General features: G+C 46.7%; 23 protein-coding genes. 16 read left to right on the plus strand and 7 right to left on the minus strand.

Annotated elements, in window-relative coordinates; all coding sequences use genetic code 11:
* Nucleotides 1-13 precede the first annotated feature (13 nt).
* The gene (locus SG35_RS31105; RefSeq protein ID WP_053042798.1) at nt 14-1,732 is read right to left on the minus strand and encodes a glycerol-3-phosphate dehydrogenase/oxidase; all 1,719 of its coding nucleotides are present in this window, start codon (nt 1,730-1,732) and stop codon (nt 14-16) included.
* The gene (locus tag SG35_RS31110; protein ID WP_044831042.1) at nt 1,725-3,320 is read right to left on the minus strand and encodes an FAD-binding oxidoreductase; all 1,596 of its coding nucleotides are present in this window, start codon (nt 3,318-3,320) and stop codon (nt 1,725-1,727) included. Before SG35_RS31110 ends, SG35_RS31105 begins: the two co-directional genes overlap by 8 nt.
* A 163-nt stretch (nt 3,321-3,483) precedes the next feature.
* On the opposite strand from SG35_RS31110, the gene SG35_RS31115 reads away from it, so the two are divergent.
* Nucleotides 3,484-4,503, plus strand: a complete 1,020-nt coding sequence (locus SG35_RS31115) for an AraC family transcriptional regulator (RefSeq protein WP_044831043.1) — start codon at nt 3,484-3,486, stop codon at nt 4,501-4,503.
* A 120-nt stretch (nt 4,504-4,623) separates the two neighbouring features.
* The gene (locus tag SG35_RS31120) at nt 4,624-6,237 is read left to right on the plus strand and encodes a GMC family oxidoreductase (RefSeq protein ID WP_044831044.1); all 1,614 of its coding nucleotides are present in this window, start codon (nt 4,624-4,626) and stop codon (nt 6,235-6,237) included.
* 123 nt (nt 6,238-6,360) lie between these two features.
* Here SG35_RS31120 and SG35_RS31125 read toward each other — a convergent pair whose 3' ends face one another.
* From SG35_RS31125 to SG35_RS31145, 5 genes are all read right to left on the minus strand, one after another.
* Entirely contained in the window at nt 6,361-7,365 is a 1,005-nt protein-coding gene (locus SG35_RS31125; RefSeq protein WP_044831045.1) for a hypothetical protein, read from the minus strand.
* A gap of 394 nt (nt 7,366-7,759) precedes the next feature.
* Complete coding sequence (locus SG35_RS31130; RefSeq protein ID WP_044831046.1) at nt 7,760-8,317, minus strand: hypothetical protein; 558 nt, start codon at nt 8,315-8,317, stop codon at nt 7,760-7,762.
* Between the two features lie 262 nt (nt 8,318-8,579).
* Complete coding sequence (locus tag SG35_RS31135; RefSeq protein WP_053042799.1) at nt 8,580-9,590, minus strand: fatty acid desaturase; 1,011 nt, start codon at nt 9,588-9,590, stop codon at nt 8,580-8,582.
* 219 nt (nt 9,591-9,809) lie between these two features.
* Nucleotides 9,810-11,888 (minus strand): type III secretion system export apparatus subunit SctV, encoded by a 2,079-nt coding sequence (gene sctV / locus SG35_RS31140; RefSeq protein WP_044831047.1) that lies wholly within the window; start codon nt 11,886-11,888, stop codon nt 9,810-9,812.
* A gap of 36 nt (nt 11,889-11,924) precedes the next feature.
* A complete protein-coding gene (locus SG35_RS31145) occupies nt 11,925-12,236 on the minus strand; it encodes an STAS domain-containing protein (RefSeq protein WP_152646477.1) in 312 nt (103 codons plus the stop codon).
* Between the two features lie 144 nt (nt 12,237-12,380).
* Here SG35_RS31145 and SG35_RS31150 point away from each other — a divergent pair, with 144 nt between their 5' ends.
* The 14 genes from SG35_RS31150 to SG35_RS31215 all read left to right on the plus strand — a co-directional run bounded on the left by SG35_RS31150 (nt 12,381) and on the right by SG35_RS31215 (nt 23,634).
* On the plus strand, nt 12,381-13,577 hold the full coding sequence (locus SG35_RS31150) for an SET domain-containing protein (RefSeq protein WP_084692481.1): 1,197 nt from the start codon (nt 12,381-12,383) through the stop codon (nt 13,575-13,577).
* A 305-nt stretch (nt 13,578-13,882) separates the two neighbouring features.
* The gene (gene sctW, locus SG35_RS31155) at nt 13,883-15,022 is read left to right on the plus strand and encodes a type III secretion system gatekeeper subunit SctW (protein ID WP_084692483.1); all 1,140 of its coding nucleotides are present in this window, start codon (nt 13,883-13,885) and stop codon (nt 15,020-15,022) included.
* On the plus strand, nt 15,019-15,381 hold the full coding sequence (locus SG35_RS31160; protein WP_044831051.1) for a type III secretion system chaperone family protein: 363 nt from the start codon (nt 15,019-15,021) through the stop codon (nt 15,379-15,381). The genes sctW and SG35_RS31160 overlap by 4 nt, the downstream gene beginning before the upstream one ends.
* Before the next feature lie 58 nt (nt 15,382-15,439).
* Complete coding sequence (locus SG35_RS31165; protein ID WP_044831052.1) at nt 15,440-15,913, plus strand: GNAT family N-acetyltransferase; 474 nt, start codon at nt 15,440-15,442, stop codon at nt 15,911-15,913.
* 41 nt (nt 15,914-15,954) lie between these two features.
* On the plus strand, nt 15,955-16,215 hold the full coding sequence (locus tag SG35_RS31170) for a hypothetical protein (protein ID WP_044831053.1): 261 nt from the start codon (nt 15,955-15,957) through the stop codon (nt 16,213-16,215).
* A 78-nt stretch (nt 16,216-16,293) separates the two neighbouring features.
* Nucleotides 16,294-16,761: a type III secretion system stalk subunit SctO gene (gene sctO, locus SG35_RS31175; protein ID WP_044831054.1), complete on the plus strand. Its 468-nt coding sequence runs from the start codon at nt 16,294-16,296 to the stop codon at nt 16,759-16,761.
* 195 nt (nt 16,762-16,956) lie between these two features.
* A complete protein-coding gene (sctX, locus tag SG35_RS31180) occupies nt 16,957-17,319 on the plus strand; it encodes a type III secretion apparatus assembly protein SctX (RefSeq protein ID WP_160298221.1) in 363 nt (120 codons plus the stop codon).
* A gap of 2 nt (nt 17,320-17,321) precedes the next feature.
* A complete protein-coding gene (gene sctY / locus SG35_RS31185; RefSeq protein ID WP_044831056.1) occupies nt 17,322-17,666 on the plus strand; it encodes a type III secretion apparatus assembly chaperone SctY in 345 nt (114 codons plus the stop codon).
* Nucleotides 17,667-17,879: 213 nt separating this feature from the next.
* Nucleotides 17,880-18,281 carry a hypothetical protein gene (locus tag SG35_RS31190; RefSeq protein WP_044831058.1) on the plus strand — a complete coding sequence of 134 codons (402 nt, stop codon included), beginning with the start codon at nt 17,880-17,882 and terminating at the stop codon, nt 18,279-18,281.
* A 369-nt stretch (nt 18,282-18,650) separates the two neighbouring features.
* Complete coding sequence (locus SG35_RS31195) at nt 18,651-19,946, plus strand: uracil-xanthine permease family protein (RefSeq protein WP_044831059.1); 1,296 nt, start codon at nt 18,651-18,653, stop codon at nt 19,944-19,946.
* Between the two features lie 140 nt (nt 19,947-20,086).
* Nucleotides 20,087-20,908, plus strand: a complete 822-nt coding sequence (locus SG35_RS31200) for a M90 family metallopeptidase (protein WP_044831060.1) — start codon at nt 20,087-20,089, stop codon at nt 20,906-20,908.
* Nucleotides 20,909-21,015: 107 nt separating this feature from the next.
* The gene (locus SG35_RS31205; RefSeq protein ID WP_160298222.1) at nt 21,016-21,780 is read left to right on the plus strand and encodes a DNA/RNA non-specific endonuclease; all 765 of its coding nucleotides are present in this window, start codon (nt 21,016-21,018) and stop codon (nt 21,778-21,780) included.
* Nucleotides 21,781-21,964: 184 nt separating this feature from the next.
* On the plus strand, nt 21,965-22,744 hold the full coding sequence (locus SG35_RS31210) for a hypothetical protein (RefSeq protein WP_152646478.1): 780 nt from the start codon (nt 21,965-21,967) through the stop codon (nt 22,742-22,744).
* 320 nt (nt 22,745-23,064) lie between these two features.
* The gene (locus SG35_RS31215) at nt 23,065-23,634 is read left to right on the plus strand and encodes a fasciclin domain-containing protein (RefSeq protein ID WP_053042801.1); all 570 of its coding nucleotides are present in this window, start codon (nt 23,065-23,067) and stop codon (nt 23,632-23,634) included.
* The last annotated feature ends 80 nt before the right edge of the window (nt 23,635-23,714 follow it).

Below are 23,714 nucleotides of genomic sequence, written 5' to 3' on the forward strand. Positions count from 1 at the left end.
ACTGGCTTCTTTATTATTCTTGTATTACAAGAGCGGATTCAGGAGCTGAATTTTGCGCCGTATCTTTGGCCGGGCAGCTGTAGTTTTCCTGCCAGAGTCGCTTATAGCGCTTGGTTTCCAACTGCCAACGTGCCTCATCCCAGGGTAAAAATGCTGCGCACAGCTTTTTTATATCGCTAAGATAGTCAAGGGCGCCCTTGGGTAAAACATTACCTAAACGGGTACGCCTGAGCAAGAGATCATCTAAGTGCACCACTTGTTCATATTTTACCGCCCACAGCAGTTCCCCCCATATGTGGCGGCTATAAGAGATTGTCTGACAAAGCTCTTTGCCCTCTTCACCGGCATCAGCTTCGCCGGTACAGTTTTGGGCCGACAAAATTTGTTCGTTAAAAACCTGGCTGAGGGCGCCATAACAGGCATTGATCTGCTTTTGAATATGCCGGGGAAGCTTGGAGCTTGCAAGATAGTCCTTCTCGTTACCCCGTTCAAAAATAGGCTGGTTCAGTGACTTGTCATCAAGGCCAAAGTCATTTTTTACCTTATGCAAAACCTGTTGGGCGATTAATTTAAAGGTGGTTAACTTGCCCCCGGCAACGGTGATCAACCCCGGACTTTGCCAAATGCCGTGCTCACGTTTTTCTTTAGAAGGGGAGATAAGGCCGCCGCTGGCGATCACCGGCCGAACGCCCGAATAACTTGAGATAACATCATCGGCGCTGATCTTCAGCGAAGGAAACTGATGTCTGATGCACTGCATCAAGTAATCAAATTCCTGCGAGCTTATCTGCGGCTCAAAATTGAGATCCTCATGGTGCTCAACATCTGTAGTGCCGACCACAGTCACATTCTGCCAGGGGTAGATCTGTACTGGCCTTTTATCTTTGGGGTGTAATACCGCTATTACGCTGGCAACCGGCAAGCGCCAGCTCGGCAGGATGATGTGGCTGCCCCGCAGTGGCCGCATTTTAAAAGGCAAGGCTTGTTTGTCCGGGGTCGGTGGTATCAGCGCATCTGACCAGGCCCCGGTGGCGTTAACGACCACCTTGGCGTTAATGGTAAAGGTTTGGGCATTTTCTGCCGCCTGTACTTTCACCCCGGTCACTTGCTCACCGGGGGTGAGCAAATCAAGCACTTTGACATAGTTAACCGCCTGCGCCCCCAGTAACTTGGCTTCCTGGATTAACCTTTGCACCAGGCGGGCATCTTCGGTCAGGGCATCGCTGAATTGGCTGCCACCGAGCAACTCCTGCTCTTTGGCCTTGGGCACTAAGCTCAGGTATTTTAACTTCGACCAGAACTTATGCTTTTTGATCCCGGCAAAAACATCATAAACGGCCAACAGCGCGTTAAAAAGCCAGGGCCAGGGAAACTCACGCTGGTAATGGCTCATCACAAAGCTGTGATCGGTAACCAGATCCTGCGCCTCTTTGAGCAGTTTTTGCCGCTCCCTTACCGACTCTACCGTCAATTTAACCTGTCCCTGGGCCATATACCTTAAGCCGCCGTGCACCATTTTTGAGGAACGGCTGGAGCTGCCCCAGGCAAAATCCTTTTGTTCTAACAGCAGCACCTTAAGTTTTAACTGGCTGGCGAGTTTTAAAATACCGGCCCCGGTGATCCCCCCGCCGATAATAATCATATCCCAGCACCGGCCGTCTTTAAGTTCGGCTAGGCGCTGCTGGCGTGTCATCTGAAAATTTGATGACAGGGGGGCAAATTCATTAGTCATCGAGTAAGGTGCCCGGGTTCAACTGTTTATGGGGATCAAAATGCTGGCATAACTTGGCAATCACATTCATGCCCAGCTCGCCCTTTTCCTGCGACAGGTAAGGGGCGTGATCTTTACCAACCCCGTGCTGATGGCTGATGGTGCCGCCATTATTGACGATGATCTCACTGGCGTTGTGTTTAAGTTGCTGCCAGCGCTCCAGCGTTTGCTGATAATCCTTGCCATTGCGGTAGATATAAGTGGTGTATAGGCTGCAACCTTGCCCGTAGACATGGGATAAATGGGTAAAGACATGAATATTTTCATCTTGCCCGGCCAGGGCCTGGGAAAGGCCGGTTTCTATCCGCAGCATCAGGGCATCAACATTGCCCCAATCGGTGGCGGTTTCCAGGGTGTCCACCACATAGCCCTGCTGCCATAAGGCATCCCTTAAATACGGGAAGCGGAAACGGTTTTGCTGCCACTTTTTCCCGAGCAGCTTGCCGGTTGAGACCCCGCAAAACTTACCCAGCTGCTTTTTCAATTGTTTTTTACTGGCTCCAAGCTGGAGTTTGCTGCCGGTGATACCTAAGGTCAGCATACATTTATTGTCTTTACAGCCGCGCAGCGCCAGATAACGTTCAAGCCACTTGATGCCGTTTTCATGTCCGGCGAGTTTCAGCTGGGTTTGGGTTTCAACAGCGTTACTTACCCTGAGCATGGAAAGGGGAATACGGCTTTGTACTACCTGCTTGCAAAATCCGGCGGCTTGTTGCCAGCTTGGGAAGAAAAACACCGAAAATTCTTCATGCTCCGCCAGCTTGCTCACCCTGACCTTGATTTCCGTTAAAATACCAAAACGTCCCTCGGAGCCGAGTAATAACTCCCTTAAGTCAGGTCCCGCCGAAGAAGCCGGGAAAGTGGGCACATCCATGGAGCCTTCGAAGGTTTCCAAATTGCCGCCGGCAAACATCTGCTCTATCCGGCCATAACGCAGCGACTGCTGGCCGCTGGAGCGGCTGGCGACCCAACCGCCGATGGTGGAAAGTTCAAACGACTGGGGAAAATGTCCCAAGGTATAACCTTTGGCCCTGAGCTGGGCTTCCACCATGGGACCCGGGGTGCCGGCGCCGAAGGTGGCGATATTGCTGTCGGGATCTAAATCCAGCAGCTGGTTCATATGCCCCATATCCACGGTAAGAATCGGCCGCTTGGATATTTGCGGATTGATGTGTCCGGCAACACTGGTGCCGCCGCCATAGGGAATAAGTTCAACATCATACTTGCGGGCATAAGCCAAAATGTCTTTGACTTCCTGGCGATTTTTCGGAAAACAAACGCCGTCTGGAAAGGCATGGATATCGCCGCTGCGCATCGCCAGCCAGTCGGGTAGGGACTGGCCGCGGGCATGGCGTACACGCTGTTCTTTATCCAGGGATATAAGTTTGTGCTCAGCCAGGCGGCTGGCAGGCACTTTATCCATTACCTGCTGCAGACTGGCATCGGCCAGGCAGTCGGCCTTGCCTATCAAGCTTTGTAAAAACTGCCCCGCAGACTGAGGTAACTCCATGCTGGTACTTTCATCACCCCAGCCATTCCAACGTCTCATACCCGTACACCTAACTTTTAATTGATTACGGCTTATGATAAAACACTTGTTTGATGGAAATAATGTCCTAAAAAGACACCCAAGGTGACATTTCGGGACAGCTTTTTTGGGTTAAGAAAATGGCTAGGCCACAACAGAAATTCAAGCATATAAGACAAGGGCGATGGACAAAAATTTAGGAAAAGCCTCGGTTCCTGCCGTAAATCAATACCTGGCGTTAGCGCAGGAGCAAGGCATCAATATCGAAAGTGTGCTTGAACGGGCCGGTATTTCCGGTGAATTGTTCAAAGACAACAGCCAGCATATCACAGGACTTGCATTTCAAACCCTGATCGATTTGCTGATTGACGAGTCTGACGATGAATTATTTGGTTTACACACAGCTAAATTTGTCCAGCCGGGCTCCTACAGCGTGTTGGGCTATATTTCCATGAATTGCGACACCCTGGGGCAGGCGATCACCAAAATTGCCCCTTTTGAAAAGCTGGTGGGAGATATGGGCACCACTGACTTTGGCCAGGCAGGCCCTTATGTAAAACTTAGCTGGCTGTGCCAGTTTCCCGATATAGCCGTCAGGCGGCATATGATAGATAACTGTCTGGCCTCCTGGATCACCTTTGCCCGTTACCTGGTGGATCATAAGGGCGACCCGGTAAAAGTGCTGCTAAGCCGCAATACCCCGGATTTAGCCCAGCAGACAGAATATCGGCATATTTTCGGATGCCCTGTGGTCTATAACCAGGCTGAAGATGCCATTTTATTCGAGCCGGAATTGCTGTCTCATCCGTTAAACAAGGGAGACCAGCAACTGCTCTCCACGCTGGAGTCCCATGCCAACAAACTGATCACCGACTTGGCTTCCCCGGATAACTTGCTGGCCCGGGTGGTCGCGGCCATTGAAAAATCCCTCAGTACGGGAAATTATCATCAACAGGATATCGCCGGCCAGTTGGAGATGTCCGGCAAAACCCTGCAAAGAAGATTGGCAAAAGAAAATACCAGCTTTCAGTTCTTGCTCGATGAGACCCGTTTGCGCCTGACCAAAGAATTTTTAGCCGATCTTGAGCTAAACCTCGACCAGATAAGCAGCGAGCTTGGTTTTTCAGAGCCGAGATCCTTTTATCGCTGGTTTCAAAAACTGACCGGTTCAACCCCAGGTAACTATCGGAAAATAAAGGAATAAATTTAACTTCCACTTTGGCTGATTTGTAACTTAGCTGAAAACACCCTGTAAAAAATTAATATTTGACATCGAAAAATAATAATCTAGAGTGGTCCGACATGCCCGAGGGGAGAGGTGATTATGACGACATTCGATTTTATTATTATTGGCGGCGGATCCGCCGGTTGTGTCCTGGCCGAGCGCTTGTCGGCCTGCGGTAAATATCAGGTTTGCCTGCTGGAAGCCGGCCCGAAGGACAGCTCGAATAATATCCATGTGCCCCTTGGCGTGATCAATTTAATGCGCAGTAAAACCCTCAACTGGCAATATAACTCCCACGCCGAACCCAGCCAGAACCAAAGGCAAATATTCAACCCCAGGGGAAAAACCCTCGGCGGCAGCAGCTCTATCAATGCCATGTTATACGTGCGGGGGCAAAAAGAAGATTATGATCACTGGGCGGCATTAGGCAATGATCTGTGGAGTTTCGAGCAGGTATTACCCTACTTTAAGGGCACCCAGTTTCAGGAGCGCGGCGCAAGCGAATTTCATGGCACAAACGGCCAGTTAAATGTCGCTGATTCTCGCTCTAAGTTGCCGGTTTTTGACGACTTTATTCAGGCAGCACAAAATGCCGGTTTTAAAGCCAACGATGATTTTAACGGCGCAGATCAGGAAGGGGTGGGTTATTACCAATTGACCCAAAAAGACGGTCAGCGTTTCAGTGCCGCCAAAGGCTTTTTAACGCCAAATCTGGCCCGGTCAAACCTCACGGTATTAACCGATGTTTCGGTCACTAAACTCATTATTGACAATAAACGGGTGACAGGTGTTTTTTACCGGGAAAAAGGCAAAGAAAATAACAAATTAAAACAACTCCATGCCAGCAAAGAAGTATTGTTAAGTGCCGGAGCTTTTAACTCGCCCCAGCTGTTGATGCTCTCGGGCATAGGACCAAAAGAAGAACTCGCCAAACACGATATTCCCCTCGAACATGAACTGCCGGGAGTAGGGCAGAATTTACAGGATCATGTTGATGTGATGGTGGTGAACAAACACAAACGCAGCGACTTGCTGGCATTAAGGCCCAAAGCCGCCTGGTGGGCGATAAAAGATGCAATGAAATTTATCGGCGGCAAACGCGGCGTACTCACTTCCCCGGTCGCCGAAGCCGGCGGTTTTATTAAGTCAGAGCCGGATTTGTCCCGACCGGACTTACAATTACATTTCATTCCCGCTGCTATGGATGATCATGGCAGAAATTTCAAGATGTTAACTAACTATGCCGTCTCCTTGCATGTCTGTTTGTTACGCCCGAAAAGCCGGGGCAGCGTTACCCTTTACAGCGGTGATATCAACGCAGATCCGAAAATTCAACTGAATATGCTGGATGAAATAGACGATCAGCAAATCATGATCAAAGGGTTGAAACGCGCCCGGGAAATTTTGGCACGGCCGCCGTTAGCGGAAAAAAATGGTGATGAGATCTTACCCGGGCAAGCCTGCCAAGATGACGAAGCAATACTGGAATTTTTAAAGGAAAAGTGCAATACCATCTACCACCCGGTAGGTACCTGTAAAATGGGCAATGACGAGCAGGCCGTGGTCGATCAAACCCTGAAAGTACATGGCATAGAGCAATTACGGGTGATCGATGCTTCTGTGATGCCAACCTTAATTAGCGGCAATACCAATGCCCCGACGATAATGATTGCTGCTAAGGCTGCCGATATGATTTTGGCAGATTATGCTTAACCAAGTTGATAAAAGATTATCTTTTTCAGCGGAGTAGTTTAATAGGGGAGACAATAGCTCTTGTCTCCCAAAGGTAGCGCTTACGCTGTTATTGTTAATAGGTTTGCATGGCCGGTATAGGCTTTAGTGAGTTGCAGACACCACCAGGTTATTGATATCTATGCTATTGCTTTTGCAATCTAACTCATTCGGATACCAGTTGGCACAAACATTTTTCCCCCAGCCGTTATACGGGCTGCTTGGATAATTATAGGGTTCATTGTGATCGGTATTGGTGTTATAACCTTTCGACCAATATTGGCCAAAGGCTTGGTGCAAACTTTTATAATGGGCAAGTGTTTCCTGGCCCATCCGGCTATCAAAGGTAGCGGGCCTGGCTTTTCGTGTTTGATAGGTCTTTTTACCGACAAGATAATGTCTGGTGCCGTTAGTATGCCACAGCTCTGCACTGCCTGTTTCCAAGGTATCACCATCTTTAATGACTAAGGTAATTTTAAACTCTGAAGTTAAGTCGGTATCTAACTCCATCCGTACGATTTCATTTTCAAAGCCTGCATGATTATCGTGATTACTGTCCCATTGATCACTACCAAAATCATGGTTCCATTGCCAGCTATTGTCATTAAGGGTCAGGTATAAGTAATTTGACTGATCATTCAATTTTAATGTTGTAATGGGATGGTTACCGTTTGGATCGCAATAATCCTTTCCTTCATCTGCTCCCCGGCAATTATAATTTAGCGCGGGATGGTCTTGAAAAATGATCACCCATTCAGGATCTCCTTGCCAATTCCAACGGTTGATTTTCAAGGTAAAATCGTATTGGGTTACTCTGCCAGCCGTCCAGAAAAAATCATCGGTGTGGGCGTTCATATCAGCTTTTCTACAGTAAGACAGCTCTGCATCTTCATTGTTATAACAAGCATTATCGGTATGTGCCTGGGTATGACTGGTAAAAGTATATGAATTATTATTTGTCTTCGTCGCTGTGCCCGTTGCTTCATATTTGGTATCTCCCCTGAGCTCCCAGGCAGGGTAGATGGTTGTTAACTGTGCCGCATGAGATGAAATTGCGGTGGCACTTAAAACATACGCCAATGCCAGTGAAGTAACCTTTTTATTAAACATAGTCGTCCTTAATTTATTTGATGTATTTTGGCAAATTCTTGTTTTTTATCAGGCACCTTGAGTGCTCAATAATATTTGAAAACAACAAACTTAATAAAAGTTATGACAGTAACAAGAGGGGGGGAATCGTATCACGCCCTCAACATTGTTAACATTATTTTAACTATAAATCGAAGGTGATTATGCATTATGCTGTTCTATATCAAAGGCGGGCTTTACTCATGGGCTGGTATGGTTTACATGACAATTTTCGGGTGCCTTTGCCATATTCTCAAAGAGGTTTTGTCAACCAGGAGACATGCTGAAGGCCTATAACAAAGGCTGTTGTATAGGGTAAGGGGAGGAATCTTCTTGTCCACTCAGTGAATAAAAATTCCTCTACCTTCTGTCATGTTCAATGTAACGAGCATAAATGCCAATGCTTTGTGTCATCCCAACTTTCAGCATTGGTTTTTAACGAAATTCTCTCGGCCATTGGCACTTCAGTCAGATAGGGCTGCCACTGGCGCAAGTTGGCATTTTCAGAATACCAGCCGGTTATTTTGACTTTTATACTTTGCCCTTCAGGCGATAAAGCTAAAGCAATGCCCTGTGCCTGAACTTTTGCTGCATAGCTGCCTTTTGTGCCGTTTGAGTGGGTGACACGGTATTTAACCTTTACGTCTTCCCGGCAAACTTGCTTGTTGATTAACCGTGAAGAAGCCTGCTGCAAATTAACATCACTAACTGTTGATGTTTTTTGGTTCGGCACCTGAAAATTATCACCGTCGGCAGCGAGTACTGTTTCTTTATCTTGAATATGTATTTGCTGCTCTAAACCGGTAATAGCCATATCACGATTGCTGATTTTTGGGTTATCCAACTCAATGCCGGAAAGGTCTTGCGATATAGCAGTGTTATCTGCTGTTGATTGGCAACCTACTAAAAAACAAAATGAAAATAAAAAATACAACCTGGAAATAACGGTATTCCTCTCTATTGAAATCCAATTAACACCGACTTTGTCTATGCGGGTAACGGCTGAAACGAAGCGGCAATCATCCCATGTTGTAGCCTAATTACAAGTAAAAATGACCGTAGCTTTAAAAACAGACATTATTTTTGCCGCGCAGCCGCAACCGGCTCTTTGCTAATCACAGGCGGGGGAATCGTCAGGGGAAAAAGCAAGGAATAATTGATTAATCAATTTTCCCTTGCAGGTTGAGCGTTTCTTCTTATTGCTCTTTGATAGCGAATAAATTAGCACGAACCAGACTATGAAAATCATTGAAGCGGATCCCCTGCTCACGCATTACCGGATGTATTTCTTTCGCTATTAGTTGTCTGATATAAAACGGCTGACGGACATAAAAATGATGAATAATATGAGTACTACCGAAGTTGAAACAAAATAACTGTACGGGGAATAGGGCCCAGTGGTTCAGCACCTGACATTGCTTATTTAAGTGATCAACATCGCCGTAATAGTGTAAGGCGGCGCTGATCCCGTGCAGACAAATTGCCCTTAACGCATTGGGCAATAACCAGACAACCGCAACTATATCTAACCATGCTACCCAGGTTAATAACCACTGTGGATAGCTAACCGGTAAGCCTATGGTCGTGACAATAATATGATAGCCATGAAAGATTAAAAAACTGTATAAAGCCAGCAGGTAAATATGGGCGAGGGGCGCCCCTTTTAATACAAACTTAAAATAGCTAAATTGTTTTAACCGGCTTAATTCTTTTGCCCTCAGGCTAATTGAAATAAAAGTATCTAAAGAAATAAGCAAACGAAAAAAGCCAAACTTCATACCATTGCCTAAAATGCGTTCTTCGAGATCGTTTTCTGTCCCCGATGTTTTGTGATGGTTCAGATGCATGTCCCTGCGATACCAGGGATTAACGGTATTGGGGCGCATTAACCATACCAATGACATCATCACATGATAAATCACGGCATTCTTGCGAAAATATAATCGGTGGATCAAATCATGTTCAATTTCGTGTGACAGACCGGCAAAAAAGGCGCTGCAGATAATGGCCAGCCAAGCGGGTAAGCCCCATAAGATGTATCCTAAGCCGGAAATAATCATGCCGGCAAGTGCTATGGTTAGCATTATCAGCCCGATAGCATCCTGGTATTTTAATATTGGCCAACGAGAGCGGTAATTTCTATCGGCGGTTGCTATTGCCTGTTGGATAGTATTTGCCGCCTGGCTGTTGCTGGATGTTTGCTGCATAGGAAATAAACTGGCTTAAAGACTGACTAGGTCTGTGATAATAACAACTTATCCTATCCCATAGTAATTTATTCAAACATTCATTTACTTTTAAGAATTGAAGCTAGCTAGAGGCTGGCTTAGTGAAGATGAGACCGCTGCCCGAAAGCAGCGGTAAGTGTAGTAACAAAGAGCACTTTATCTTTGGCTCTTCGTGATTAATCCCCCAGCAAGTAAAGATTATTCGCCAACCCGTGCCAGCGGCTGCACATTAATATCCTGGGTAAGCTCCTGGAAAGACAGTACTGCCAGATCATAGAAGTCCCGTTCAACCAATTTGCGAATGTAACGCCTGATATCAAGCGACACCACCAATACCGGTTTGTGTACCACGGAAGTAATATCGCCGACATTTTTTTGGATCTGGTCGATGATCTCTTTTGATTCGGCAGGCTCCAGCGCAAGGTAGGCACCCGAGGACGTTTGCCGTATGCCGGCCCGTACCGTTTCTTCCAGATCCTGGGTCAGCAGGTACGCCGACAATATGTTGGTGTCATTACTGTATTTGTAACTGATCTGGCGGTTCAGTGCCCCGCGCACATATTCGGTTAATAAGATAGTATCTTTTTCTTTCTGGGCCCATTCCACCAGGGATTCGAAAATACAGCGTAAACTGCGGATAGAAATATCTTCGGTGACCAGGCGCTGGAAAATATCGGTGATCTTTTGCAGCGGCAGCAAACGTTGCACCTCTTTCACCAACTCACCGAATTCTTTTTCCATGTTTTCAATGATCTGCCTGGTTTCCTGAATGCCGATAAAATCTCCGGCGTAACGTTTAAGCACATAGGACAGATGGAAGCAGACCGATTCTGCGGTATCCATGGCATGTATTCCAGCCTCTTCCAGGCGCGCTTGAGACTCTTTTTCCACCCAGATCACTTTACCGGGAATAGTGCACTCCTCCGGGTTTTCATGGGGGATGGCCAAAATATCGAGATCATCTGCTGCTTCGCGCACAATCAGGTGATCTATCGGCAAGATACCTTCGGCGACCGGAATTTCCTGCAACAGGATCTGATATTGGCGCTCTTTTAGGCCGGCATTATAACGCAGGTGTATGCCGGGAAAAGGTACGCCGAGATCCATATAAAGGGCATGGCGTACCCGCTTAAGTTGCTCGTTCAACTGGGCAACCGCCAGATAGTCCTTGCAGGAGGCGTCGATATCTAAAATCAAGGGGGCGGTGATCGACTGCAGATCATTGGTATCTGTCTCTACAGTCATCTCGGGAATGTCGTCGCTTTTGCCGCCCGCTGCTAAGCCCGCGCCTTCGCCGCTTTGAGCTCTCTTGGTCAGGTAGAAACCCGAACCGCCTATGATACCGGCAATGGCTAAAAACGCCAGGGTAGGGAACCCGGGAATAAAAGCAAAACCCGCCAGTAAAATGCCGCCAATCATTAACGCTTTGGGATGGCCGGTTAACTGCTGGCCCATATCGTTACCTAAGTTAAGCTTGTCCTCGGATTTTACCCGGGTGACAATAAAACCGGCGGTTATAGAGATAAATAACGAAGGAATTTGTGCGACCAGACCATCACCTATGGTCAAAATAGAATAGATATGCAGTGCTTCGCTACCGCTCAGTCCCAGCTGGCCCATGCCGATGGCGATGCCGCCGATAATATTGACCGCGGTAATAACCAAACCGGCAATGGCGTCGCCTTTCACAAACTTCATCGCCCCATCCATAGAACCATATAACTGGCTTTCCCTTTGTACCATGGAACGTAACTGGGTCGCTTCTTCCTGATCGATCACACCGGCGCGCATATCGCCGTCTATGCTCATTTGTTTACCCGGCATAGAATCGAGAGAAAAGCGGGCACTGACTTCGGCCACCCGTTCAGAGCCCTTGGTAATAACTAAAAATTGCACTACGGTAAGGATCAAAAAGATCACCCCGCCCACCACCAAATTGCCGCCGACAACAAAATTACCAAAGGCTTCAACGATTTTCCCTGCATCTGCTTCAAGCAGAATCAAGCGGGTCGTAGTGATTGACAGCGCCAGACGAAATAAGGTCGTGGCCAATAAAATTCCCGGGAATACCGACAGCTCTAGCGGGCTCTGTATATATACCGCCAACATCAGCAGGGTGACGGCAATACTCATATTGGCAGCAATAAGTACATCCACCAGCCAGGTGGGCAAAGGCATGATCATCATAAAGATGACCGAGACTAAAAACACGGCCAGTAAGACATCATTACGTTGACTTATCAGGGTAAAAAAACGTGCTAAGGGGGATTGGTTCATGGGCGCTAATGTTCCGAGAGTTGTTTATTAACTTATTTAGGGCTGGTTTGTCCGGGGCGATGACGGGATTATTCCACACAACTGTAATAATGCGGCGACCGGCTCAGACACCTGGGTTAGCCGCAATTGGCTATATCGACTTAACAAAGCATTAATTTGTCCGGCGCCTGCCCCGGTCATAAACCTCAACCGGGAACAATTAAGTTCTATTACCTCTGCGCCGTTATCGGCGAGACGTTCAATGCTGTGTTTAAGGGCATCGCACTGACTGTTGTCCAATTGTCCGTTAAGCATGACTTGCGAGCCGGTTGCATCCTGGTTGGGAATAATATCCATAATCGTTATCACTAAAATCCGAAGGTGCAACTAAGAAACGCCAATGCAGACCTTGTTGCTATGCTTGGCACTTTTAAGAAAAATAAATTAATGACCAACAGTTTTTAAAAACGGGAGACTCAGTGTGAACAAAAATTGACTAAATGAGACAAGACTATGAATTCACTACCTCCAATGCAGGTCACAGATTCATTCCCTGGCTTTGATAAATTATTTCAGTGGGCAACAGGACGTGGCGCAGACATAGCACATGTTTGTGTGGCAGAAAATAAGCTGGGAATGAAAGGGATTTTTGCTAACAAAGACTTTGAGCCGGGCGAGCAGATCATATTAATCCCCGAACCCTGTATACTCACCTCAAACATTGCCAGGGCCTCGGCCATTGGCCAGGCAATCAGTGAGGCGAATCCAACCGATCAATCCGATCATGCCTACCTGGCGATGTTTATGTTGGCGGATCAGGCCTCGCATATTTCCAGATGGCACCACTACTACAATAATTTGCCTCGGGAATTCACCGAGCATCCATTATTTTACGATGAAGAGCAATTAGCCCGGCTAAAAGGCTCCCGCGCCCTGGAAATGATTTATCGGCGCCGCTTTTCTCTGCAGCAGTCCTATCAATCTATGGTTGATGCTTTAGGAGATAGCTTTCGTTTTACCTTGCCTGATTATCAGATAACGAGAACCGCCATCAATACCCGTTGTTTTGGTGTAAATTTTGATGATAGCGAGCAGGCGGCGATGATCCCGGTTATCGACATGATCAATCACGGCGATGATGACAGCACCGAACGGGGTTGTGATGGTAATGGCTATGGTGTCTGGGCAAAAAAGCCCATTGCCAAAGGTGATGAAATCACCCATAGCTACGGCCAAAAATGCCAGCAACGCTATTTTGCCAATTACGGCTTTTTACGCGAATCTACCATAGATGACGAATGTCAGGTCACCATCCAGCTGGACAGCCGCTGCCCGTCATTATCCGCCAAAATGGCGCAGCTGGATATTTCACAGCCGGTAATGGAATTGGCTCTGGGCAATGACCTGATGGAAACTCTTGAGCAGGCCATGCCGGTATTAAGAATTGCGGCAAGTGAAGCCGGTTTACAGGATGAGGTTGAGCTTACCGGCGAGCAGATCCGGGCAAGGGATATGGCAGCCTTATCCTTACTAAAAACCGCGCTGGAAAAAAAGCTGGCCTGTTACCAAAGTAAAAATCAACCCCATAGCCGCTTTGCCGCTACTGACACCCCTATGATAACGGCCTTCTTACAACGTGAACAACAACTGTTACGGGATTACCTCGAATTTTGTTTACGCGATGAATTCAAGCTCGAAGATCTGGGGTGAATTAAAGAAAAACAAAGGATAAAAGCTGGTTTCTTATTACCTGGGCCAGGTTTGTAGCCAGGAGCTGTGCAAATAAACCCTGCCAGTATTTGAGGCGAAGCGATATACCTGAGCACTGCTAGCCGGGAGCGTTAAACCTCAAATAATAAGCTTCACATTATAAAGGGGTCGATTAATGAAAATGGCGAAAAGAAAGAGCATGAATAAACATGAAATGGCCGGCCAGGCCAATGGCGCTATAAAAGTAAAACACCTGTCAGGCAAAGCCAATATGTTCCAACAAAACCATTAACCGAGGTTTTCCTATGTCCGATTCTCTTGTCGTTTCCACCGTCGCACAACATATGTCGCAGCTCAATATGGGCAGCGAAGCCAGCCAAACCATTCGTGGCCAGTTGCGCGGTGAGACCCTGGTATTGCTGCCGCCGTCACAGCAAAGCCTGATAGAGTCAGCCCAGGAAGAGCTGACCTTTGCCGTGGCTGATCGCATGGGCCAGGGTTTAAAGAAACGTAAATTTAAAGCGGAAACCCGCATTAAAACCGAGCTTATCGAACAGGCCGACTCTTATCTGAAAAAGGTCCCCGACCTTGATAAACAGCATAAGTTAAAACGCTTTGTTCAACAGCTGCTGCGCAACCCGCAACAAGGCGCCAGGGAGCTGAAACAGCAAGCCCGGCGCATGTACCATGATCCCAGTTTGCAGTATGCGGCGATGGCCGAAGCCCGGAAAATCCTCGGGCAGGGAGCGAATGCGCAAAGCCTGCAAGCGGGTTTGCTCGACCAGCTCGATATTGCCAAAGAACAACTGATGCAGGAGCAGGGAGAGGTAGTGCGGGCGGGGCTGAATGTCTCGGCGACCGCCGCCGAGTTCTCCCGCTCCGATCAGGGGGTGCAGACACTGCGTAATTTTTACCGGGATGCGGTGCTGGATTATCAAAATGTAACCCAGGGCTTCCACCATATTCTCAAACGCTTTGGCGAGAAAGGTTTTGCCAAATCATTAGCTTTTTTATTGAAGGCATTAGGGGCAGATTTAAAGGCACAAGGGCCTTCAATCGAGTCTGGGCAATTACGCCTGATCATCGATGACATGTATATCATCAAAACACTCGGCGGCATTTTGGAGCAAGTGCGGGCATTAGTCGACAACATGCGTCGCCGCTACCAGCAAAGCACAATTAAAAACAGCTTGTTTTTGATGGAAAAAATGCTCGACCTCAAAGACGAGCCGTTTCCAAAACCCGAACTGTTCTTAAAGTTAAACCGGGATATGGCCATCAGCGGTTTGGTGAATCAAATCTATTTTACCCAGGAGCTGATCAAGCTGTTTCGCAAGCTTCCCGATAAAGCCTATGAAGAAGATCTGGATGCCAAACGGGACTTGTTGCATATGGCGCAAATAGCACTGGATAACATGATTAAACATGAAGAGGAGCAAGAATGAATACTCAATGGATAGCTGAACTGATAGCCCAATGGCTGGCAAGCGTCGGCATAGAAGCCCATGGCATGCAGGGGCAGGAACGGCTGCATATGGCATTTGAAAACAGTGATCGCTTATGCATAGAGCCTATTGAGGAGCAATGCCGAGTCTCTGTGATCCATAAATTAACGGTACACGATCGCCTCAAAGTCGTTGAAAGCATCTTAGGACGCACCAGTTTTCGCCAACGGGGTCCGTTTCGCGTATGTGCGGCAATGCAGGGGGAAAGCCTGCTGATATTAAGCGTGTTTCTTAGCAGAGAGCAAGGCGGCTTATCTCAACTGCAACAAGCGCTGGATCACCTGCGCAAACATCTCTAACGAGATAATTTTTAACCCAAATAACTTTTAAAAATTCATAAGCAATAAGGTGAAAACTATGAGTTTAGAGCATGCAATTTTGCCCCTCTCTGTTAATGACTGGAGCGCGTTTAAAGGCATTGAATTACACGACTGGCAAAAGAAATATGTGCCGGCTCCCGATAAATTGATCAGACAAAGAGTGTTTGAACGCCGCCCCGAACAGCAGTTTTTGCTTTACGGTATTCACTACCAGCAGCGCCTGGTGGGCGGTTTTTCTTTATCTGTCACCGAGAATAACGAACTTTGGTTAGGGGCGATACAAATAGACAAAGCGTATCAGTCAAAGGGGCTGGCTTCCTATGTTTTCGCCAAAGTTATCGAATACCTGTGTAGCGATCCTAAGTTTACCGGTTTGTCGCTGGACGTGCACTGCAAAAATTTAGCGGCACTGGAGCTTTATCAACGCCAGGGATTAAGAATTTGCGGCATGCTTGAGCGTGATGGCAAACAGATCTGGTTGATGAACTGTAAACGTGAACACTGGCTTTAATCCTTTTTTAACAGCAACATCAAAATATAAGAGAAAAAACTATGAGCAATATCAATACCGTAAGTAATCAAGGCAGCACATATTCGAATGAGAGCACAACAAACGCCACTGCCAATAAGGATGATGTGGAATCCTTTGAAAAGTCCATGCAGGAGGCACTGGATAAAATAGAAACCGAGCAGTTCAGTCCCGAAGAAACTACCGAGGCTTTGATTAACGGCATGATCAAAATGAGTATGGGCGGGGTGTCGGAGTTATTTAAAAAGCAAATGATCGAGAAGCCCGAAAATAAGCTGAATTAGCCCGCAACCCCTTGGGAAATTTATGTATTGATCACTGATTTCAGGCAGTGATCGATACAATGAGTATGTGAGCCACTGATGTTAGAGCAAATATTCACAATCAAAGAGCTGCGTGAGCGCAAAGCCGCAAGCAAAGTAACAGAATGTCGCCGCGCACTTAAGCAACATGAACAAGCGGTGTTAGATGCAAAACAAAAACTTAAAGAGTATATCCAGTGGCGCAGCCAGGAAGAGGTCCGGCGCTTTAAATCACTGATGGGGCAGGTAAGCACTTATCGCAAACTGGAGTTAATCAACCAGGACATCAGCCATTTACGGCTAAAAGACGGCGATTACCAAGAGGTCATTCTCAAAGCTGAAGCCGCTTTGCAACAAGCGCAGCAGGCATTGGAGCAGGCAAAGCAGGCGCATGTTTTAGCACAGCGGGCCGTTGAGAAGTTCAACGAGCTGCGCACGCAAACACAGGAGAAAATAGAAAAAGAACAGCAAAAAAAAGAAGAACTGGAATTAGAAGAATTCACCAAGCCCCGGCAAAGTCTTGCCTGATTTCAGCTGGCCACAGAACGAACTTTGCGGCAATTTTTCAAGCGTTTGAAAAAGTGAAAACAAGGTCAAATAATTTGTGTCTCATAAAGACCTTAATTTTATATTTGGCAGACATTCATATGATCTTACCTGTAAAGTCTTATCCGCTAAATGATGCTGTTACGCCCGCATCATTTTTTGCCCGGGAGTATTGAGATGACAGTTGCAGCTATCCAGCGCGGTATTGACCGCATCAGCCATCAGACAAACATTGCCCCAAGTGAGTTTGTCGATAATGAACGGTGGCATTCCCCCATCGGCAGCCCGACGGTGCATTTAACCCAGGTCTTCAAAGGCCAGTGCTTAAAGCAGGAGCTGCAAGAGTTTGTTCGTCCTCAGCTCAGTGCCTGGTCCTTACTGTTACCGGCAAGTTTTACCCTGGTGCGAGGACAATTATTAGCGCAACTTAAAAAGCACCGGGATCAGATAGAGTTTGCCCGGGCCCTGTCGATACTTCAGGGACAAAATAATATGGAACATCAATTACGTACCTATATTTTTGCGTTATTAAAGGCTTAAGTATGTTTAAGAAATTGCAAATTGACTGGCTGGTATTAATGGCCAACCTGTATATTCAACAAGAAAAGTTTACTAAGGCATTATGCCTGCTAGAAGCGGCTCAGCTGCAAGCCCCCGAGCGGGCAGACATCAAAAAAGGCCTGGCTTTTACCTTCTTGGAATTAGGGGAAGGGCGGCGCTGTTTGGATGTCTTAAAAATGTTACGTGACCAGCCTTTTAGTAAGGATGAAAAAGCCAGCTTATTATTGCTGCAAAGCCGGGCCCTGTGGAGTTGTGGTGATCACGATAAAGCGCAGCGGGCCATTCAGGCACGTATTGCGATGCTTGCAACGGAAGCTCGCGGTTAAAGACACCAGGAAGCCATGCACAGCAATCAAGCTAATGAGCCACTTGAGGGACTTGTTGCCGCCAAAAACTCTCCCCTACCAGGGAAACAAGCGCCATGTAACAGGAAAGGCCCCCATTTACCCGGGCATAAAAAAGCATCTGCAAAATGATGAAAACACTTTTGCAGATCGGGTTTCCCACAAGGCAGTAAATGACAAAGGAAATATATTGTGATGCGTAAATTGATAAATGCTGCCTTAGTGCTATTTATTTTGCTTGCCGCCAGCATGGTAAGTAAAGCCCATGCAGGGTTAATACATAAGGATTTTTCTACCGGCCACTTCAGCACAACAGGACACATGGTAAGTCTTTTGGATTTGCCAAGCACCGGCTATTGGCATCAGGCGCTTTATGGTTTATGGGATGTTGCTACATATGTTCCTGAGCAAGCCGCATCAACAAACAATATAACCCCAGCCTTGAAAACGACCAACGTTTCAAACCCTTCAACAATTGCGCTGCTCGGTCTGATGTTAATGACTTTGGCAACACAGAGCTTGAAACGGCAACATCGTCACAAAGCTGTAATTAAAGTTAATTGTTCTGCCCGGCACAACTCCCCTTTGCCCACTTAACCCGGGGCCATCAACCGAAAAGAAAAAGGCTTTATACCCACACTTAGCCGTATTAAGTGGTTGTGTCAAAGCAAGGAACATTCAATTTTATAGGCTGATTTTCTTTACCCTCTCAATAAGGCCAATGGGTAAAAATTATTTAGTTTTACCTGTTTTTTAGCTATCATAGCCCGCCGTGGGCTTAAAGGATTAAGCATTACCAGGGTGCGGAGACTCCGATGCGAATATCTATACAACATCGGTAAACTGCCACCTGATCGAACAAGCTTATATCATCTCTGAATTGGCTTATGCCGGTGACAAAATTATTGCCACCCCAATTTGCTTATAAAAAATACATTTTACTTTTAAATCAAAGTTAGGTTGTTTATGACAAATACCACTGAACAATTCCGCGGCTGGCGTACGGTGCTGGCCGGTTTACAGATGCTCTTTGTGGCCTTTGGCGCCCTGGTGCTGATGCCTTTAATCACAGGTCTTGACCCCAGTGTCGCACTGTTTACCGCGGGTATTGGTACCCTGATCTTTCAATTTGTAACCAAGCGTCAGGTGCCGGTTTTCCTGGCATCTTCTTTTGTTTTTATTGCCCCGATCAGTTACGCGGTACAAACCTGGGGCATGGCCGCAGCCATGGGCGCCTTATGTGCCGCAGGGTTAATGTATGTGGTGTTGGCGGCTATCGTGGCCGTGCGCGGTGCCGGTTTCCTGCATAAGATCATGCCGCCGGTGGTAACAGGCCCGATTATCATGGTCATAGGTTTAAGCCTGGCCCCCATTGCCGTCAACATGGCGATGGGGAAAACAGGTGACGGCGCAGTGGAATTATTTGCCTACGGCGATGCCTTGCTGGTATCCATGTCAGCCCTGATCACGACTTTGCTGGTGGCAACCTTAGGCAAGGGAATTTTCCGGCTGGTACCTATTCTGGCAGGTGTTTTTGTCGGCTATATCATGGCCTATGTCATGGGCATGGTAAACTTTGAAAGTGTCGGCTCGGTAGCCTGGTTTGCCGTTCCTAACTTTACCACCCCGGAATTTAACCTGGCGGCAATTTTATTCATGTTGCCTGTGGCCATAGCACCGGCGATTGAGCATGTCGGGGACGTACTTGCCATCGGCAGCGTTACCGGCAAAGATTATGTCAAAAAACCCGGCCTGCACCGCACTTTATTAGGTGATGGTTTAGCAACCTCGGCTGCTTCTTTATTTGGCGGTCCGCCAAACACCACCTACTCGGAAGTCACAGGCGCGGTAATGCTCACCAAGATGTTTAACCCGGTGATCATGATCTGGGCGGCTGTTTTTGCCATTGGCCTGGCTTTTGTCGCAAAATTTGGCGTGATTTTACAAACCATACCCGCACCGGTTATGGGCGGCATCCTGATTTTGCTATTCGGCTCCATCGCCGGGGTAGGCATGAATATTCTGATCAAAGCCAGGGTCGACATGGCCGAGCAGCGCAACCTGGTGATCACCTCAACCACCCTGATATTCGGCATTGGCGGCATGGCCATCGGCAACGCCGACTTCAGCCTACAGGGCGTTAGCCTGTGCGGCCTGGTAGCCATAGCCTTAAACCTGGTATTACCCAACAAAAACAAGCAAGCCAACAACCTGCAGCAAGAGCAGGAAATCGTAGACGACGCCGTCTCCCATAACCGTTAATTGCAGTTTACCATCACAAGAAACCATGCTTTGGCAACATTGCATGGTTTTTTATACCGCTAAATAACTAAGTCACTACGACTTGAAATTCCCCCTCCCTGTACCTACCTCATAATAAACCTTACTAACTGAAGTCCATTATGCTGTCTTATGTGTTGCCCCTGATCATCGGCGTATTACTCATTGGTTACTTTGCCGGGAAACCTTATTGGCGCGAGTATCAGCGCAATAAAATCAGGCGCTTGCCTTTTAAAAAGCAATGGCGAAAAATCCTCCAGCAAAGAATGCCTTATTTCAGGCAGATGCCGGCTGATTTACAGTTGCAGCTAAAGCAGCACATCCAGGTTTTTCTCGCAGAAAAAAACTTCATTGGCTGTAACGGGGTAAAAATTACCGATGAAATAAAAATTACCATAGCAGCACAGGCCTGTTTGTTATTGCTTAACCGTAAAACGGATTATTATCCCCAACTACAAACCATATTGGTTTACCCCAGGGCTTTTGTTAAAGCGCAAAATAAACAAAATGCCGACGGCGTGCACTACACGCAAAATATGGCGTTGTCGGGGGAGTCCTGGGATTTTGGAAAAATCGTTTTATCCTGGCAAGATACCCTGCAAGGCGCAGAAATTCCCGATGATGGCCGCAATGTGGTGATCCATGAATTTGCCCATCAACTCGATCAGGAAAATGGTAAAGCAAACGGTGTCCCGATTTTAGGTAGAGGGCATAGCTATAAATCCTGGTCGGCAGTATTTTCAGCCCAATTTGAACAACTTAAAAACCAAGCAAGGGCAGGAGCGCCTTCATTGTTTGACTATTATGGCGCCACAGAGCCCGCAGAATTTTTTGCCGTTGCCAGTGAAGTATTTTTTGAACAGTCTCAACAATTTTGTCATGAATACCCCGGGCTTTATCAACAGTTGAAACAGTTTTACCGGGTAGATCCCGTACTTTGGTAATAAGGTCTTTTTAGTATCCATACCTGCTTTACCGACAGAAAAAAACCTTAACTATTCAATATTATTCATGTAAATTCACTTAAAAGTTTCTTCTAGGTAACATATTTTTGAAGTATCCAGTTTTATTGGCCGCAGCGCTTGGCCTGGTAGTTTCCGGCTGCGGCGACACGATAGCGCACTCAACATCATCCACCTCCGGACAATGCTCACACCTTAAGTACGGTACCCCAAAACAAAGCGATGAAGTGCTTTGTCGCGAGGGGTATGCGCTGGGATATAACAACAACCTTAAGTCGGCTGAATGGGTGTCCTATGTGCTTGATAAAGAAACATCTCCGGGCGTGCCCAGGCGAAATGATTTTAGGCTTGATGAAGATATTCCGCCAGCTTACCGCACCACGCCACAAGACTACGAAGAGCCTGTCTATTCCAAAGGCCATCTTGCCAATAGCGAATCTATAGACCGTACCCGGCGGGCAAACAGTGAAACCTTTCTGATGTCGAATATGACGCCGCAGCTTCCCGGACATAACAGAGCCATTTGGAAAGGGTTGGAAAATCGCGAACGCAAATGGGCAAACGCCAGGGGCAGGGTAGTGGTATTAGCCGGTCCCGGTTATTCTGCGCGGCCAGAGCATATTGGTAATAATGTACCTGTACCTGATGAATACTGGAAAGTGATCTATGATCCGGCCGTTCAGGAAGCAATTGCCTTTATTATCCCGCACAAAAACCTGAAAACAGCACAGCTGAATAACTATCTGAGCTCAGTGGATGAGGTTGAAAACCGGTTTGGCCTGGATTTACTCAGCTCACTCGACGATGCTGCTGAGGCCAGGATAGAGCGGCAAAAATTATCAAGGCAGTGGTAATTTACATACTTCGGGTCGCAATGTTTGATTATCTATGAACACGATCGGCAGATTTTAAAGATAGCTCTTAAGATGCTGCTATAAAAATAGCCATTAGCTCCAAGGGCTCGCCGCACAAGGGTTTGCTCTTTTTGGAGAACTCTATTGCTAGCGCTTGTTATTTGAGGAAAGGGTAAAGGGAAATATGATGAGAAAACTTAACTTTATCGTTTTAGCCGGTATTTGTACTTCGGCATTTTTTTTACAGGCTTATGGCTTTGATAGCGAGATTATCGGCGACAGCAACCCTTTTATCGAAGAACAAGTGACTAACCCGCCATTTGAGCCAAAAGGTTTAGTGGTATATTCCTTTACCGAGAACCCAAGCAAGTTAACCCCAAATAATGATCATATTACCCGGGCAAGAGAAACCAGGGAGTATGGTTTTACCCGGGTTCTTTCTTCACAGATTCGTCAGTTCACTAATGTTATCCGCCGCTATAAAGATGGCGACCAAGCATTCCAGCACAGCTTTAAACACCAAATACTTGCGAAGCAATCTAAAGCTGATATCGAAAAACTCTCAATGTCGTTCGCCGGTGATGCGGTTAATTTAGATATGGCACTTAAAGGCAAATTTGACTTGTTGCACTCATTCGTCGGCGGTAATTTTATTCCTGGTAAAGGCTGGGATCAATTAACCAGAATAGTAAAAAGTAGGGAGTTGGGTCATGTCATCATTGAAATGATGGCCTTTAGCGAAGATAGCGGCGTACTGATGGATAAGGATGCGATAAACTTTGATGTTAACGGTGATCCGGGCATTTTAATCGTGATAGAAGATGAAAGAGGACATGCAGAAACATCCCTGACATGGGCTGACAATGAAAAAACCTATACCATTCAACTTGATAAGAATGTTAACGCCAATGGACTAATGGCATCATTCAAAAGCTTAACACAAAAAATATCAGGATCTCGCTAGTCAAAATTGAAATTGCTCAATAGCGAAGCATTATAACTCGATTCAGAGTCTTCCTATTGCCGCTGTTAATCAATTAGGCAATCCCCCCGCTAAGCCGTTGAAAAAGTAAAGTTGACAGACACCACAATTGACAACGACTCGTTTTTGCATGCGACTATTGCCCTAAAAGAGCTCAGCCAGGCAAGGGAGCGGCTGTAGGTTTTAAAGCAGCGCTTATCTGGTATACCAATCCCGCCAATAACATTGATCTTTTTTTATACAGGCCCCGTATTAGAGTGCAGAGCAAACATCATGCTGTAGTTTGCACTACCAGGTCTCGTGTGAAGTTAACAAGCAGTGTTGTTTTAAATGTTATTTTGGAGGTCAAAATGAAATACTTTTATACTCTTTTTTTGATGTTTGCGATGGTCTTAAGTTCAACAGCTCAAGCCAGCTGGAATAAAGACAGGTTTCAATGTTTAAAAACCCAGGCGGTAGAATTTGACGGCACAATTGCCGAAGCGGCAATTGCAACCCCGGAGTTAAGTACTTTGGTAACGGCACTTACAGCAGCCGGATTGGTTGACGCCGTAAATGGCGGTGGGAACCTTACCGTATTTGCGCCAACTAACGAAGCTTTTAACAATGTGCCAGCCCCGATACTGCAAGCTCTTTTAGATGACACGGACCTGTTGACCAGCGTTTTGCTCTATCATGTAGTCGACCGCAAAATAGACGCCCGCCGCTCATATTTTACTAAAAAAGTATCGACATTAGCCGAACAAAAAATATTTTTAAACCGTCAATACGGCGCGCCACATGTTAATCAGTCCGAAGTAAACTGCCAGGGTGTTAATACCAGCAACGGCATCGTATGGATTATTGACAGTGTGCTGCTTCCCCAGTTTTAACCTGAGGTATATTGTTAGTGACATTAGCCGATAATCAGCGCAGCATTAGCGGCTAACATTTAATAGATAAACAGGGCTTG

Source organism: Thalassomonas actiniarum (genome assembly GCF_000948975.2).
Taxonomy (GTDB): Bacteria; Pseudomonadota; Gammaproteobacteria; order Enterobacterales; family Alteromonadaceae; genus Thalassomonas; species Thalassomonas actiniarum.

Bases quoted from the DNA above. Each gene is read 5' to 3' on its own strand.
- SG35_RS31105 (WP_053042798.1), bottom strand. From the start codon at position 1,732: ATGACTAATGAATTTGCCCCCCTGTCATCAAATTTTCAGATGACACGC.
- SG35_RS31110 (WP_044831042.1), bottom strand. From the start codon at position 3,320: ATGAGACGTTGGAATGGCTGGGGTGATGAAAGTACCAGCATGGAGTTA.
- SG35_RS31115 (WP_044831043.1), top strand. From the start codon at position 3,484: ATGGACAAAAATTTAGGAAAAGCCTCGGTTCCTGCCGTAAATCAATAC.
- SG35_RS31120 (WP_044831044.1), top strand. From the start codon at position 4,624: ATGACGACATTCGATTTTATTATTATTGGCGGCGGATCCGCCGGTTGT.
- SG35_RS31125 (WP_044831045.1), bottom strand. From the start codon at position 7,365: ATGTTTAATAAAAAGGTTACTTCACTGGCATTGGCGTATGTTTTAAGT.
- SG35_RS31135 (WP_053042799.1), bottom strand. From the start codon at position 9,590: ATGCAGCAAACATCCAGCAACAGCCAGGCGGCAAATACTATCCAACAG.
- sctV (WP_044831047.1), bottom strand. From the start codon at position 11,888: ATGAACCAATCCCCCTTAGCACGTTTTTTTACCCTGATAAGTCAACGT.
- SG35_RS31150 (WP_084692481.1), top strand. From the start codon at position 12,381: ATGAATTCACTACCTCCAATGCAGGTCACAGATTCATTCCCTGGCTTT.
- sctW (WP_084692483.1), top strand. From the start codon at position 13,883: ATGTCCGATTCTCTTGTCGTTTCCACCGTCGCACAACATATGTCGCAG.
- SG35_RS31160 (WP_044831051.1), top strand. From the start codon at position 15,019: ATGAATACTCAATGGATAGCTGAACTGATAGCCCAATGGCTGGCAAGC.
- SG35_RS31165 (WP_044831052.1), top strand. From the start codon at position 15,440: ATGAGTTTAGAGCATGCAATTTTGCCCCTCTCTGTTAATGACTGGAGC.
- SG35_RS31170 (WP_044831053.1), top strand. From the start codon at position 15,955: ATGAGCAATATCAATACCGTAAGTAATCAAGGCAGCACATATTCGAAT.
- sctO (WP_044831054.1), top strand. From the start codon at position 16,294: ATGTTAGAGCAAATATTCACAATCAAAGAGCTGCGTGAGCGCAAAGCC.
- sctX (WP_160298221.1), top strand. From the start codon at position 16,957: ATGACAGTTGCAGCTATCCAGCGCGGTATTGACCGCATCAGCCATCAG.
- sctY (WP_044831056.1), top strand. From the start codon at position 17,322: ATGTTTAAGAAATTGCAAATTGACTGGCTGGTATTAATGGCCAACCTG.
- SG35_RS31190 (WP_044831058.1), top strand. From the start codon at position 17,880: ATGCGTAAATTGATAAATGCTGCCTTAGTGCTATTTATTTTGCTTGCC.
- SG35_RS31195 (WP_044831059.1), top strand. From the start codon at position 18,651: ATGACAAATACCACTGAACAATTCCGCGGCTGGCGTACGGTGCTGGCC.
- SG35_RS31200 (WP_044831060.1), top strand. From the start codon at position 20,087: ATGCTGTCTTATGTGTTGCCCCTGATCATCGGCGTATTACTCATTGGT.
- SG35_RS31210 (WP_152646478.1), top strand. From the start codon at position 21,965: ATGATGAGAAAACTTAACTTTATCGTTTTAGCCGGTATTTGTACTTCG.